The organism is Vibrio toranzoniae (genome assembly GCF_024347655.1).
In the GTDB taxonomy this organism is placed as follows: domain Bacteria; phylum Pseudomonadota; class Gammaproteobacteria; order Enterobacterales; family Vibrionaceae; genus Vibrio; species Vibrio toranzoniae.
Map to the genome: position 1 here is coordinate 1,016,565 of NZ_AP025515.1, position 13,754 is coordinate 1,030,318.

Here is a 13,754-nt window from a genome sequence, read left to right on the forward strand (position 1 = left end):
TTTGATAGTAATTTAGTGGTTTTTAATTGGGAAACCCACTCAAATCTAAGATGTGGTAAGACGATTGCATCTTTAACTCTAAGGAATAGATCATGAGTAAAAAACTAACTACAGCGGCAGGCTGCCCTGTTGCTCATAACCAGAATGTTCAAACTGCGGGTAAACGTGGTCCACAACTTCTTCAAGATGTTTGGTTTTTGGAGAAATTAGCCCACTTTGATCGTGAAGTGATTCCCGAGCGTCGTATGCACGCGAAAGGCTCAGGTGCTTATGGCACATTTACCGTTACACACGACATCACAAAGTACACCAAGGCAAAACTGTTTTCTGAAGTGGGTAAAAAGACTGACTTGTTTGCACGTTTTACGACAGTAGCGGGCGAGCGTGGTGCTGCTGATGCAGAACGTGATATCCGTGGTTTTGCATTGAAGTTCTATACCGAAGAAGGTAACTGGGACATGGTGGGTAACAACACGCCCGTGTTTTTCTTACGTGACCCTCTTAAATTCCCAGACCTAAACCATGCCGTGAAACGTGATCCACGCACCAACATGCGCAGCGCGAAGAATAACTGGGATTTCTGGACCTCTCTACCTGAAGCGCTTCACCAAGTCACCATTGTGATGAGTGATCGTGGCATCCCTGCGACTTATCGTCACATGCATGGTTTTGGTAGCCACACATTCAGCTTTATTAACGAAGATAACGAGCGTTTCTGGGTTAAATTCCACTTCAAATCTCAGCAAGGTATTAAGAACTTGTCGGATGCAGAAGCGGCACAAGTGATCGGCGATGACCGTGAAAGTCACCAACGCGATCTGCTAGACAGCATCGATAATCAAGACTTCCCTAAATGGACACTGAAAGTACAAGTGATGCCAGAAGCGGACGCGGCGAAAGTGCCTTACAACCCGTTCGACCTAACGAAGATCTGGCCACACGCAGATTACCCATTAATTGAAGTGGGTGAGTTTGAATTGAACCGTAACCCGCAAAACTTCTTCGCTGAAGTTGAGCAGTCGGCATTCAACCCTGCAAACGTGGTTCCGGGTATTAGCTTCTCACCAGACAAGATGCTGCAAGGTCGCTTGTTTGCTTACGGTGATGCGCAGCGTTATCGTTTGGGTGTTAACCATCAGCATATTCCAGTGAACGCACCTCGTTGCCCAGTACACAGCTACCACCGTGATGGTGCAATGCGTGTTGATGGTAACTTTGGTAGCACACTAGGTTATGAGCCAAATAACGAAGGCCAATGGGCAGAGCAACCAGACTTTGCAGAACCAGCACTGAACCTTGATGGAGCAGCAGCGCACTGGGATCACCGCGAAGATGAAGATTACTTCTCACAACCGGGTGACCTATTCCGTCTGATGACACCAGAAAAACAAGCGATTCTGTTTGATAACACAGCTCGCAATCTAGGCGGCGTGCCTAAAGAGATTCAACTGCGTCACCTAAGACACTGTTACAAAGCCGACCCAGCATACGGCGAAGGCATTGGTAAATTGCTTGAAATCGATGTAAGCGAATTTAAGTCGTAATCAACAAACTTGATTAGTTAAATGAAAGGCCATTGAGTGAATCACTCAATGGCCTTTTTTGATCGCGCTGTGTAATAGGGGATATGTATTAGGAGAACCGTCTCAGTCACATCAATTGCTTGAAATTTCTTGCCTTTTCTATTAATAGCTTTTGCCTATCGAATTGATAAATTTATCCCATTATCTTTATAAGATGGACAGGATTATCCTACCGTCATCAGTTTATAAAATAGTAGAGTTTGAGATGAGTAAAAGCGCATTAATCGTTGAAGGTGGGGCTATGAGAGGCATCTTCGCGGCCGGAGTGTTGGACGCCTTTATGGAAGACGATTTCCGCCCTTATGATTTTGCCATTGGCGTATCTGCGGGTGTGTCCAATCTGGTTGGTTACTTATCTCAAGCACCAAAACGCAGCTATAACGTGATCACCACAATGGCGACCGACAAAACCTTCTTCAACCCCGCTCGCTTTGCCAAGGGTGGCAATTTGGTGGACGTGAAGTGGCTATGGAATGAATCAAACCAACGCTATCCACTTGATTGTGGTGAGATGTTTTCAAGTATCCCATTGATTGCCGCTGTGACTAATGTGGATACGGGCAGTGCAGATTACTACCACATTAAGCCAGAAAACCTTTCAAATGTGGTTGAAGCGACAACCGCATTACCAATAGCTTACCGTGAAACACCGTGTTTCTCAGGTGGTTGCTATACCGATGGTGGGGTCGCCGATTCGATTCCTGTTCGTGAAGCCTATCGTCGTGGTGCTCGTGATATTACCGTGATTCTGTCTCACCCATTAAGCTACAGAATGAAGCCGCAGAAGTACCAGTGGATGCTGAAAAAGATGCTGAAGAAATACCCGAACATCGCTGAGTCGATGGCGGTTCGTGCCGAGAATTATAATCAGTCCCTCGACTTTATTCGTCATCCACCAAAGGATGCGATCATTAAGGTGATTGCGCCGCCTGAAGCGTTCGCAGTTAAGCGTTTAACGATGGATCAAACCATTTTGAATGCAGGTTATGAGATGGGGATAAAGGCTGGCGCAGAGCACCTGGCCATTCGCAAAGGCATTTATGGTTTTGATACCGAGGATTGTCACTTTTGTGTTTAGTTCTGTTCCTGATAATGGTATCAACCAAAAAGCCACGCTGTTCATCAAGAATGAGCGTGGCTTCATATTTTAGAAACAAGTCTGTTTTAACTCGGTCTGTTATTAAACCAATCTGTTATTAAACCAGTTCGTTGCCACTGGTGTTGCCTGCAAAGAAAGCATCGACGCTGGTTAGCGTTGTATTGGCAATGTTGAACAGAGCGTCTTTGGTCAAGAAAGCTTGGTGGCCGGTGAACAGTACGTTATGACAAGCGGATAGGCGACGGAATACGTCATCGACAATCACATCGTTAGACTTGTCTTGGAAGAACAGCTCTTTCTCGTTGTCGTACACATCAAGGCCAAGCGCACCAATCTTGCTCTGTTTGAGCGCTTCAATTGCGGCTGTTGAATCAAGCAACTCACCACGACTGGTGTTGACGATCATCACGCCATCTTTCATCTTCTCAAATGCAGTCGCGTCTAATAGATGGTAATTCTCTTTACTCATCGGGCAGTGTAGAGAAATCACGTCAGACTCTTGATAAAGCTCATCCAGCTCTACGTATTTAGCGCCCAGCTCGGCGGCTAACGGATTTGGGTATGGGTCGTAGCATAGGATGTTCATGCCCAAACCTTTGAGAATGCGCATCGTCGCTAGGCCAATTTTACCTGAACCAATCACACCGACGGTTTTACCATAGAAGTTAAAGCCGACCAGCCCTTCAAGAGAGAAGTTCGCATCACGAGTACGTTGGTACGCCTTGTGCAGCTTACGGTTCAAGCACATCATCATGCCAACCGTGTGCTCTGCTACCGATTCTGGTGAATAAGCAGGAACGCGAACCACTTGTAGGCCAAACGCTTTGGCCGCGTCTAGGTCGACTTTATCAAAGCCCGCACATCGCATCGCAATCAGCTTAGTGCCGCCTTGTGCAAGAATTTTCAACACGTCTCGCGATAGGTCGTCGTTTACAAATGCACAAACGACCTCGTTGTCGTGCGCCATTTTCGCTGTGGTTGATGTGAGTCGAAAATCATGGAAATGAAACTCAGCGTTGAGTTCACCTTTCGCAAGATTGAATGATTTTTCGTCGTATGACTTTGAGCTAAAAAAAGCAATGTTAAGCATGGCTTCCTCTCTTACCTAAAAAATGAATACCCCAACTATTTTGATTTGATGTGGGGTTAAAGCTAACAACTCTGTTCAGTGTGCTAGAGTTTTATAACCTTGTCTATCAACATTAGTTATTGTAACTACTATGGTTATTTGGCTTTTATCATCACTTCTGAACACCGAAAATCACATTACGAAGTCGCTTGCTCATAAGTTCATCAATATGAATGAATCTTACTTTCGCGGGTTGAACCTCCTCTCTGGTTCTAACTGTTCTTTGAAGCTTGTGCTTCTGCGCTTTTATGTTTTTGTGCTTTTATGTAACTGGTGGCGGCCCAATGTTTACCAGTAGTTCTCACTACTGAATTGGCCGGGCTTTCTGCGTAAGTGCTTATCGAACCCTAAGCTGATTAACGTTTCACTTGTGTCGCGAACCATTTGCGGATTGCCGCAAAGGTAGAAGAAGCTATGGGTTTGATTGAAAGCGACAGACGCGGTTTGCTCAAGGTCGCCTCTAAGTAACAAGCTTGGGATTCGTCCGCGCAAAGTTCCGGTGACTGATTCTCTAGAAATAATTGGCACATATTTCAGTTTCCCCTGAAAGTGATTAACGAGTTGAGCGATACGATCTTGGTAAGTTAGATCTTGCTCCGTTCTTACCGCGTGAACCAGTATCAGGTTTTTGTACGAGGTCACTTTTTTTGAACTAGATCCATGCTGTTGCTGTATTTGCATGCTTTCAAGCATTGAGATAAATGGGCCCACTGCCGTTCCGGTTGAAAGCATCCATAGATCGTCGGCGATCTCTGGGATCTCATCTAATGTCATAAAACCGCTTGGGTCTTTACCGACAAAGATGTCATCGCCGACCTTTAATTTATGAAGCTGAGGAGAGAGCTGGCCGCTCTGATCCTTAATAATTAAAAACTCAAGATGTTGGTACCCTTGCTCATGCTCTGGCGCATTCACCATTGAGTACGCACGTCTGACGAACTCTCCTTCACTGTTAAGCAAGCCAAGCTTCGTGAATTGGCCTGCCTGATAGGGTGAGACGGGAGCACTGACTTGGAGTGAGAACAGTTTATCTGTCCATTCTGTCTTGTGTAAAACTTTACCAGTTACCAAACCATGGGGAATATCTGTCATATCATCACCTTTATTTAGATAAGCTATGTCATTAAGGATACTCAACTATCTTACTTTTTGGCGTTGCATGTGTCATGCCAATAATACGAATGCTTATCAATTGTAGGTTCGTGGTTGATATTAATTTTTCCATGTCAAAAAGACTGATGATTGAGTTGGTCTATATGACTCGAAGTGGTCTTTTGATAGGTTGTAAACGCGGATTTAAAGTCAGCTCTTACAAGGTCTGTGAAGTGGTTTGACCCCTGAAGTATTGCATTAATAACTACAGAGAATAATTTGCAGATGCGTATAATGGCGGCTTTCGATCTCAATATAGCTGTGTTTTATGCTTGATAATCTTCGTATGGTCTTGAACGTGATGTTCGTGACCATCAATACCGCAATGACTGCGTTTACTGTGAGTTTCTTTGGCCTCATCAAACTGATTCTTCCAATCTCTTTTGTTCAAAAATCATGTACTCGTTTAGCGAATTTTACATTTTGGTGCTGGGCTTCGCTCAACCTTTGGATGCTGAACGTGAATAATAACATCGAGTGGCAAGTGGAAGGTGGGAAAGATATCTCGACCAAGCAGTGGTACTTGATGATGTCGAACCATCTTAGTTGGGCGGATATTGTAATTTTGTCTTCTATCTTGAAAGACAAAATGCCGATGACGAAGTTTTTCCTTAAGCATGAACTTCTGTACGTGCCATTTGTCGGTTTGGCCTGTTGGGGCTTGGATATGCCATTCATGCGACGTCACTCGCGCGAGTTTTTGCTGCGTAACCCTGAGCGTCGTAATGATGATTTCGACGCGATTAACAAGGCATGTACTAAGTTCAAGCTAGCGCCGACAACATTGGTTAATTTTGTGGAAGGAACGCGTGCTAACCACGATAAACTGGCGACAGCGAAAACACCGTATCGACACCTACTCAAACCGAAAACCGGTGGTGTGGCGTTTGCTCTTTCGGCAATGGGCCCAATCTTAGATGGTATCGTGGATGTCACGTTGGCTTACCCAGAAAACCAAATCTCTCCGTTTGAAGATATGCTGAAAGGCAAAATGACCAAGGTGGTGGTGCGTATTAAACTGCACCCAATGGATGAGAACGTAAACGGCAATTACTTTGAAGATAAAGCGTTTAAACGTCGCTTTCACAGTTGGTTGAACAACGCGTGGAAAGAGAAAGACGCCTATCTTGATACAATTTATGGGGTTGATATGCCCCGTGAGGTTGAAACGGTGGATGGACCTGATGCGGTTTATAAGCAACAAGAGCAGTAAGCTCAAACCAAATCGATAGCATCAAAAAAGCCGATCGTTCATTGAACGATCGGCTTTTTTATTGATCAGGCTCTATCAGAGGTAAGCGATAAAGTTAGTGCTTACTACAGTTGAATCGTTTGGTAAGCATCGATGATGTGTTTAACTGCACTAGGCTTACCTTGCTTCTCTTGGCCTTGATGGATGCGTAGGTAGTGCAGCAATGTTTTGGCTTTGTACTGCTGAGATACTTTCATCTGAGTTTCACAACTCGGTGTCCAGATCTTGTCACCCACGTTTGATATTTCGCTCACTGCTCGGTTCTTTTCAGCTTTGCCGGAGTTATTGCTGACCAATAAAATCTCGTAGTAACGGCGGTTCTCTTCAATTAATACTTCGTCAATCAAACTGAACTTGAGTGTTTTTAAATGGCTTCTTAGCTCAAATTGTTGATGCACAGGGCACAGCAAGAAATCGATCGCTTTGTCTGGGTGTTGACGGTGAATATCATCGACTAGTTTCTGAGTCAGATCGCCACCCACACCCGCTATGATGACCAAATGTCTGCCAGTGTGCTTATCCAGTGGAATAGCTGCGACATCTAAACAATAGACTTTCCATTGACTCTGCTTGTGTTGCTCAACGTTGTTATCTTGAGGAAAGTAACGCGTAAGTTTACCTTCCAGCTCACTCATCAGAGACGGGACAATATCGACAAAGTGAATCTGAGGAGCTTTGTTATCCGATAACAATTGAACACCCAAGAAGCCATGATCACAGCAACAATCCCAAATGTGTTGGTAGTCATTACTGACAAGAGAGCGGAGAGTTTGTAGTCGGTTGCTGAGCTTCATAAGTTTGTGTCGTTAGAAAGTGATAGGGCGTTGTCGTATCGAAAGCGCATTGTAATGACTTTATACAAAAACAAAAGCACCTAGGGTATGAATCCTAGGCGCTTTGTTGTTGTCAGTATCGTATGAATCGTTTTGATACGAGTGCGTTAGCGTATACCTATGAGGCTTTGGCGACAGCCTTGATATGGCCTTCCACTCGATTCTTACCAAGCTGTTTCGCAATAAGCTTCGCTTGTTCCGCAAGTGCCAAAGCCGAATCTCGTTCTCCTTCTATCTGTGAGAATCCGATGCTGACTCCTAGTGATAATGTGATGTTTGGTGTCACAATCGCTTTCTCTGCGACGCCAATTCGACATTGTTCTAACTGGAGTTTAGCGTCCTTGGCATCATTAGCTTGGAACAATATGGCGAATTCTTTCCCCCCTATACGAGCAAGACAAAGCCCTTTTGGCATAGGAAAATAAGAGTGTATTGCTTCTGCCGTCAGCTTGATCATCTTGTCGCCAACCGCTTCACCGTATGCTCGGTTTACGTGGTCAAAGTTGTCGATATCAAGCAGAGCAACATAGGTACCGGGCTCGCTTGCGTAACTCTCGATCGCAATGTTGAAACTGCTTCTGTTGTCTAGCTGTGTCATCAAGTCTTTGCTGTTCAGTTGCTGCTGAAGTAGCAAGTTAGATAACGAGACCTCAGCGTAATCTCTGATCATTCTCAGAATGCTCTGGCTGATTGGTAAGTTAACGTTTACGTAGATCACCGCGATCAATTGTTTACGAGAGTACAGAGGAATGCAGTAATGGCGTTGGTGTATTTTTAGTTTACACGCCAATGGATCGGCGTATTTTCCAGATCTGTAAGCTATGGTGTCTGGCGAAAAACGCTCGGCGAGGGAGTCATCACAATGTACTGTTGATTTGTTTCCGTGATAGTCGATGGTACTGAATGAGTGATTTTCAGGCTGATACAGACAGAATTGGATGCCTTTGTGGTGCGTAAAGCCATCAAATATGGACTTTAGTTCACGCTTGAAGCTCGCTAGCTCATCAACCTTGTTGAGTCGTGAAAGTGAAATGTTTAGTTGATAAGTGAGATAGTGGGCTCCAATCCATAATAGAAGCATTGAGCCAAGTACGATGCCTGTCAGCGTAAATTGATGGGAGCTTGTGAGAATATCGCGGCGATCAGTGCTCGCAATGAATACCCAATTTAAGCGGTTGTTCGCATCAAATTCCGATATCTTGAAGCTGTCTTGATAGTAGTATTCACTCTGACCGTTGGTTTCACCTTGTGAAAGTTGGTGGCTTATGCCCGCGTGGTAGCTGGTAGACTTGGAGCCTATGCGTTTAGGATCGGGATGGAATACCAATCTTTCAGTTGCTCGATCGACAATGGATACATAGCCGTTGTTTAGTGTTTTAAGATCACTCAACTCTTGTGTGGTGTGCAATAGGTCAAATTCAATCCATATTTCTTCGTTCAATCTTTCCGCTGTGTGTTTGACAGCGAAAACCCAACGACCATCAGCCTTTTGATAAACCGAAGAGAGGTAAAATTCCTCAACGACACTGTCTATTGAACGCCACTGTATCGCTGCGATTCGTTCATTCGAAAGAGGAAGGCCTCGAGCGGAAATATAACGCTTAGATTGAGGTCGATATCGAATGATATCGGAGAAATTTGGTGTGCTTTTTAGAATATTGTCACTGAGTTCGCGAAATTTTTTGTCATCAATGCTAGTAATTTTAGGTAAGGCTAAGCTGGCTTCTAGGAGGTAGAGCTTGCCAAACACCGCTTCGATGTTAGAGCGAATGGTGGAGTTGGCGATTCGAATATTTGATGATGATTGATTAGCTGCAGTTTTCTCAACTTTTTCCAATTGAACGACTGCAAGGTAAAACATGACTCCAGTTAACAAGAGTATGTATGGTTTGAAAAGCCGAATAAGTGTTTTAGGTAAAGCCATGATATCCAAAGACGTTATAGATTCATTTTTATAGTACGGCCATACTAAACAGTTTTCAAAATCACATCAATGCAAATGATTCCATATAAATAAAAGGGTTTTGTGATATTCAACCTAAAAAAACCAGTGTTCAATACGACTGGCTTTTTAGGTTTTCGATATTTTACTAAGCTGGATTCGTCTTTTTGGCGAATAGTGCAAAATAGCCATTGAAGTTGGAGAGAGTAGCATTTCACCTTCTGCATGACCTGGTTTTACATTTCGTAAGTTGGTATCACAGATAGTGACCCAGTTTTGTTTACGGTCGCTAGGTAATGAAAAACGAGCTGGAGCATTGGTTTGGTTGATTAGATAAATCAACTCGTCACCATCTTTGCCAATGCCTAAGTGCAGTGCAACCGAGCTTAAACGGTTCCAATCATCATGTCCCATTAAAGTGCCATCAACACGGCTCCAGAAGATGCGATTAGAGTTACGTTTTTCACCACTGAATGCTTTAATAAATGGCACCATGTATTGTTGACGAGCAGAGATCATTTCCGATAGCCAAGTCTTGAAATACGTCTTGCGCTCAGAGTCTTCCCAATTTAGCCAGCTTGTCACACCATCTTGACAGTAGGCGTTGTTGTTACCCTTTTGAGTATGGGATAAGACGTCTGCTGTCAGGATATGCGGGATACCAAAGGCAAACAGCAGGCTCGCCATGAAGTTGCGTTTCTGCTTTTCACGCGTCGCGATAACTAACAGATTTTCAGTTTCGCCCTCAACACCGTAGTTTTCAGAGCGGTTGTCACCGTGTCCATCGCGGTTATTCTCACCATTTTCTTCATTGTGCTTATGCTTGTAAGAGACAAGATCTTGCATGGTGAAGCCATCATGGTAAGTGATGTAGTTGACCGTTAATCTGTGTGGCCAATGCGCTGCACTGTAGATGTCACGCGATCCCATCAAGCGCGTTGCAAACTCTTTTAAGTAACCTTGGTCACCCCGCCAGAAGCTGCGTGTGATGTCTCTGAGCTTGTCGTTGCACTCATTCCAACCCATCGGAAAATTACCAACTTGGTAGCCATTGGGGCCGATATCCCACGGTTCTGCGATTAATTTTGTCTCTTTGAGTACCGGATCTTGAGCGACAGCTTTAAAGAAAGCAGCCTCAGGGTTGTAGTTGTCACCTTCGCGTCCCAGTGTTGCTGCCAAATCAAAACGAAAGCCGTCAACTTGGAACTCACTTACCCAATAGCGAAGCGTATCCATCACTAAGTTCAAGGCTGGTTGGTGAGTGAGATCAACCGTATTGCCACAACCAGTGAAGTTCGCATAATGGCTGCCATGTTTGATGTAGTAGCGGCTATCTAGCGCTTTTAGGTTGAAGGTGGCACCGCCTTCTCCGCCTTCAGCCGTGTGGTTGTATACAACGTCTAGAATAACTTCGATGCCATTGCGGTGCAGCTCACGAATCGCAGTCTTTAGTTCAGAGACTGCGTCTTTTTCTGCGTAGCGAGGGTCTGGCACCATGAACAAATAAGGGTTGTAACCCCAATAGTTCACCTTATCCATATCTAATAGGTGTGGTTCATGCATACACGCCGCAATAGGTAAAAGTTGCAACGAGTTGATGTTTTGCTGTTTGTAGAACGTAAGCATTTCAGGGCTAACTAATCCCAAATAACGACCTTTGGTGTTGGCTTCGACTTCTGGGTGAAGCTGAGATAAGCCTTTTACATGAGTTTCAAAAAGAATGGTCTCTTCGCGTGCAATACGAGGTTTTTCTACGTCTTGCCAATCGAAGGCGTCATCGACAACAACGCATTTCGCCATCGCAAAGCTTTTCTCATTGGTATAGGGCGTTGCGTAATGAAGGGGTTCGCTGATTGCTTTGGCGTACGGGTCTGAAAGTAGGATAGGGCCATCTTCAGTTTCAGCGACAAAACCGTATTTTTGTCCCGCTTTGATCCCGTCAATAAATACATATCGAATATCAGCGTATTCATATTCCAATCTATAAGTGGTGAATTCATCGCTCTCGTCAAAAAGCGCGAGCGAGATGGATTGACAGTCAGGAGAATAAATAGAGAAGTTGCAGCCAGTGTTACCTAGCGTTGCGCCTAGCGGGTATGGGCGAGCGAGCGTTCTAGTCATTGATTGATTTCTTGTTCGTTGATCAACATCAGTGAACTATAAGTAAAAAGCTTTGTCCCAGTAAGGTCAAGAAACTTCATAAAATAATTACGGTTATAAAAATAATTCATCGATGAAGTTCAAATTATATATTTGAAGTAGATCTCACTTAAGGTGAATTATTAGATCTGTGTGCTGTCTACTCCTCCTAGATTAAGTGATCTACCTCTTTAAAACACCGTTCTGTATGTTTTCTACTCCCTTCTCATCCCCCTTAATTTAGTTAAGGGTGGAGGAAGCCAAACTTGTCATCCCCTCTTAATATAAACCCCGTTGAAACGAATCAGGGGAAACCCTAAACCTCTCTATCTTACGTCCGCCATTACTGCCTTTGGTTGCCGCAAGAGAGCAAAAATATAAAAACCTAAAATAAATCGTCCTTAATGGAGTTAAGAATGAAAAAAGTAAGTTTAATTGCTGCTGCAGTGGCAACTACATTAGCTGCTGGCTCTGCGTTCGCTGTAGATTTTAATGGTTACATGCGTGCTGGTACTGGTATTAGTGGTAATGACGGTGGTGATGTTGCATTCATGAAGAGCGGTATTGGCCGTCTAGGTAATGAAAGCGATAACTATTCTGAGTTTGGCTTGGCTGAAGAGCTAAAAACTGGTGAGCAAACTTGGCGAGTTGAGTCAATGATTGCTTCTGGTGCTGATGGCGCAAATGGCTGGGAAGACGGCGACTTCAACGTCGCTCAGTTTGCTGTTAAAGCAAAAGGCGTTCTATCTTTTGATGAAGAAGCGACGCTTTGGGCTGGTAAAACATACTACCAACGTAAAGATATCCACATCACTGACTTCTACTTCCTAAATACATCTGGTACTGGTGGTGGTATTGAAAATATTTCAGTTGGTAACCAAAAACTTTCTTTAGCAATTATTCAAGATGGCGAAGATGAGAACGGTGCTGGTTACATGGCTGATGCTCGTTTAGCTAATATCGGTTTATGGGAAGATGCTAGTTTAGAGCTTGGTGTTGTTTACAACTTCGGTACTGAAAACAAAAATGGCAAATACGATGGCGATGATGGCCTTCTTGCTACAGGTATTATCCATCAAAATATGAGCAATGGCTTTAACCAAACTGTTGTTCAGCTAGGTACTGCTGGTTACGGCGTTCAAATGGCTAACTTCTGGGGTTCAGGTGCGTACTATGATCGCTCTGGTGAGCAAGATGATGGTTTTGGTTACCGTATTCTGAACTGGGGTGTAATGAACCTAGGCGAATCTTGGGAAATGGGTCACCAACTTGCATACCTAGCAGGTTCTGACTTAGGTGTTGATAAGCATGATTCAAGCCAATACTCTATCGTGGCTCGTCCAATGTATAAGTGGAACGACACAATGCGTACTATCTTCGAAGCGGGCTATAACGCTGGTGAAGTAGATGACGTTGACTTTGGTGGCGCTAAATTTACTGTTGCTCAAGCATGGGCAATGGGTGACAGCTTCTGGGCTCGTCCTGAAATCCGTGTATACGGTAGCTACTTGATGGATCTAGAAGGTGATTCATTCGGTGAGGTTAAAGATGCAAACGGTGTTGTGACTGGTCAAGGTGCAGACAATGATTTCGTTGTTGGTATCCAAGTTGAAGCTTGGTGGTAAACACTTAGTGTAAAAAATCCTAAACTGTCCTAATTCATAGCCGGCTCGCGTCGGCTATTTTTTTAAGGAATGTACGATTAAGTTGATCGTTCCCTAGGTGAATAGTTCTCTTTGTGGTAATTAAAGTGAGTAAATTTCTTAAAAAAATAACAAGAAGGAAGGGTTATGTATTTTAAAGCTCTAATGTTGAGTGGCTGTGTTGCGTTGGCCGGTTGTCAATCTGCGCAAGTTGTCGAGCAAGTGCAAGTGGCACAATCTGAACAAGTTAACTCTATTGCTGATCTTCAATTTGCTCCGATGAAGCTGCCAAGTTCAGCTATTTTCGATGTGACACCCGATAGCCAAGTATTAAACTATCAAGGCATAAACAGCCCTGTAGTCGCGATTGAACTGCCTGCAGATCGCGGTGAGTACTCGATTAATATCACTAGCATGATCGGCGACACAGCGTTTGTTCCTAATGCGGTTATCTATGACGAAAACGGCCGTGAGCTCGAGCGTTACGGTAAAGAGAGCTTCGAGTACGCTAAACCAAGACTACACTTGGGGAACCGTTTGGTTGCTGAAAATGATTTTTACCCGCCAACAACGGCTGAATCGGTTTACTTAGTTATCTATACAGAGCAAGAAAACCTTGGGGGGGTTACTGATGTAATTCATCCGGCTCGCTTAGATGCGGAAGGCCGTGGTAATTATTTACCTGAAGTGAAAGATATCCCGATTCCAAATGCGAACGTGGGTAAGATAGAAGTTACAATCGATAAAGCGAGCTTCTTCTCAATTGGTTCATCAAACAGTGAATCTAACGCTAAACCAGCGGCAGCAGCTAAGGTTGAGACAATTCAACCAGAGACGCAAACTTACTACCACAACGCGATTCAAACGGCAGTAGACGCAGATAATATTCCAAAAGCTCTGAGCCTATTAGATGAAGCAAAAGCACTTGGTATTGAAGGCGCACAAGAAGTGTTTGTCAAAGCCGTCAATAAAAAGTAGTCGG

General features: G+C 44.0%; 10 protein-coding genes. 5 read left to right on the forward strand and 5 right to left on the reverse strand.

Features of this window, described 5'->3' with window-relative positions; genetic code table 11:
- Nucleotides 1-92: 92 nt before the first annotated feature.
- Nucleotides 93-1,544: a catalase KatE2 gene (gene katE2 / locus OCU50_RS18940; protein WP_060469238.1), complete on the forward strand. Its 1,452-nt coding sequence runs from the start codon at nucleotides 93-95 to the stop codon at nucleotides 1,542-1,544.
- A gap of 244 nt (nucleotides 1,545-1,788) precedes the next feature.
- Nucleotides 1,789-2,661: a patatin-like phospholipase family protein gene (locus OCU50_RS18945; protein ID WP_060469239.1), complete on the forward strand. Its 873-nt coding sequence runs from the start codon at nucleotides 1,789-1,791 to the stop codon at nucleotides 2,659-2,661.
- A 118-nt stretch (nucleotides 2,662-2,779) separates the two neighbouring features.
- Here OCU50_RS18945 and OCU50_RS18950 read toward each other — a convergent pair whose 3' ends face one another.
- Nucleotides 2,780-3,772 (reverse strand): 2-hydroxyacid dehydrogenase, encoded by a 993-nt coding sequence (locus OCU50_RS18950; RefSeq protein WP_060469240.1) that lies wholly within the window; start codon nucleotides 3,770-3,772, stop codon nucleotides 2,780-2,782.
- Nucleotides 3,773-4,099: 327 nt separating this feature from the next.
- On the reverse strand, nucleotides 4,100-4,903 hold the full coding sequence (locus tag OCU50_RS18955) for a ferredoxin--NADP reductase (RefSeq protein ID WP_060469241.1): 804 nt from the start codon (nucleotides 4,901-4,903) through the stop codon (nucleotides 4,100-4,102).
- A 328-nt stretch (nucleotides 4,904-5,231) separates the two neighbouring features.
- Between OCU50_RS18955 and OCU50_RS18960 the strand changes: the two genes are divergently transcribed.
- Nucleotides 5,232-6,176 (forward strand): acyltransferase, encoded by a 945-nt coding sequence (locus tag OCU50_RS18960; protein WP_060469242.1) that lies wholly within the window; start codon nucleotides 5,232-5,234, stop codon nucleotides 6,174-6,176.
- 104 nt (nucleotides 6,177-6,280) lie between these two features.
- On the opposite strand, the gene OCU50_RS18965 is transcribed toward OCU50_RS18960, so the two are convergent.
- From OCU50_RS18965 to glgX, 3 genes are all read right to left on the reverse strand, one after another.
- Nucleotides 6,281-7,009, reverse strand: a complete 729-nt coding sequence (locus OCU50_RS18965; RefSeq protein ID WP_060469243.1) for a tRNA (adenine(22)-N(1))-methyltransferase — start codon at nucleotides 7,007-7,009, stop codon at nucleotides 6,281-6,283.
- Nucleotides 7,010-7,166: 157 nt separating this feature from the next.
- Entirely contained in the window at nucleotides 7,167-8,909 is a 1,743-nt protein-coding gene (locus tag OCU50_RS18970; RefSeq protein WP_060469244.1) for a sensor domain-containing diguanylate cyclase, read from the reverse strand.
- 210 nt (nucleotides 8,910-9,119) lie between these two features.
- Entirely contained in the window at nucleotides 9,120-11,111 is a 1,992-nt protein-coding gene (glgX, locus tag OCU50_RS18975; RefSeq protein ID WP_060469245.1) for a glycogen debranching protein GlgX, read from the reverse strand.
- A gap of 434 nt (nucleotides 11,112-11,545) precedes the next feature.
- Here glgX and lamB point away from each other — a divergent pair, with 434 nt between their 5' ends.
- The gene (gene lamB, locus OCU50_RS18980) at nucleotides 11,546-12,754 is read left to right on the forward strand and encodes a maltoporin LamB (RefSeq protein ID WP_060469246.1); all 1,209 of its coding nucleotides are present in this window, start codon (nucleotides 11,546-11,548) and stop codon (nucleotides 12,752-12,754) included.
- 165 nt (nucleotides 12,755-12,919) lie between these two features.
- Nucleotides 12,920-13,750: a MalM family protein gene (locus tag OCU50_RS18985; protein ID WP_060469247.1), complete on the forward strand. Its 831-nt coding sequence runs from the start codon at nucleotides 12,920-12,922 to the stop codon at nucleotides 13,748-13,750.
- The last annotated feature ends 4 nt before the right edge of the window (nucleotides 13,751-13,754 follow it).

Coding starts and splice junctions, on each gene's coding strand:
- OCU50_RS18955 (WP_060469241.1), bottom strand. CDS start 4,903: ATGACAGATATTCCCCATGGTTTGGTAACTGGTAAAGTTTTACACAAG.
- OCU50_RS18985 (WP_060469247.1), top strand. CDS start 12,920: ATGTATTTTAAAGCTCTAATGTTGAGTGGCTGTGTTGCGTTGGCCGGT.
- glgX (WP_060469245.1), bottom strand. CDS start 11,111: ATGACTAGAACGCTCGCTCGCCCATACCCGCTAGGCGCAACGCTAGGT.
- katE2 (WP_060469238.1), top strand. CDS start 93: ATGAGTAAAAAACTAACTACAGCGGCAGGCTGCCCTGTTGCTCATAAC.
- OCU50_RS18970 (WP_060469244.1), bottom strand. CDS start 8,909: ATGTTTTACCTTGCAGTCGTTCAATTGGAAAAAGTTGAGAAAACTGCA.
- OCU50_RS18960 (WP_060469242.1), top strand. CDS start 5,232: ATGCTTGATAATCTTCGTATGGTCTTGAACGTGATGTTCGTGACCATC.
- OCU50_RS18950 (WP_060469240.1), bottom strand. CDS start 3,772: ATGCTTAACATTGCTTTTTTTAGCTCAAAGTCATACGACGAAAAATCA.
- lamB (WP_060469246.1), top strand. CDS start 11,546: ATGAAAAAAGTAAGTTTAATTGCTGCTGCAGTGGCAACTACATTAGCT.
- OCU50_RS18965 (WP_060469243.1), bottom strand. CDS start 7,009: ATGAAGCTCAGCAACCGACTACAAACTCTCCGCTCTCTTGTCAGTAAT.
- OCU50_RS18945 (WP_060469239.1), top strand. CDS start 1,789: ATGAGTAAAAGCGCATTAATCGTTGAAGGTGGGGCTATGAGAGGCATC.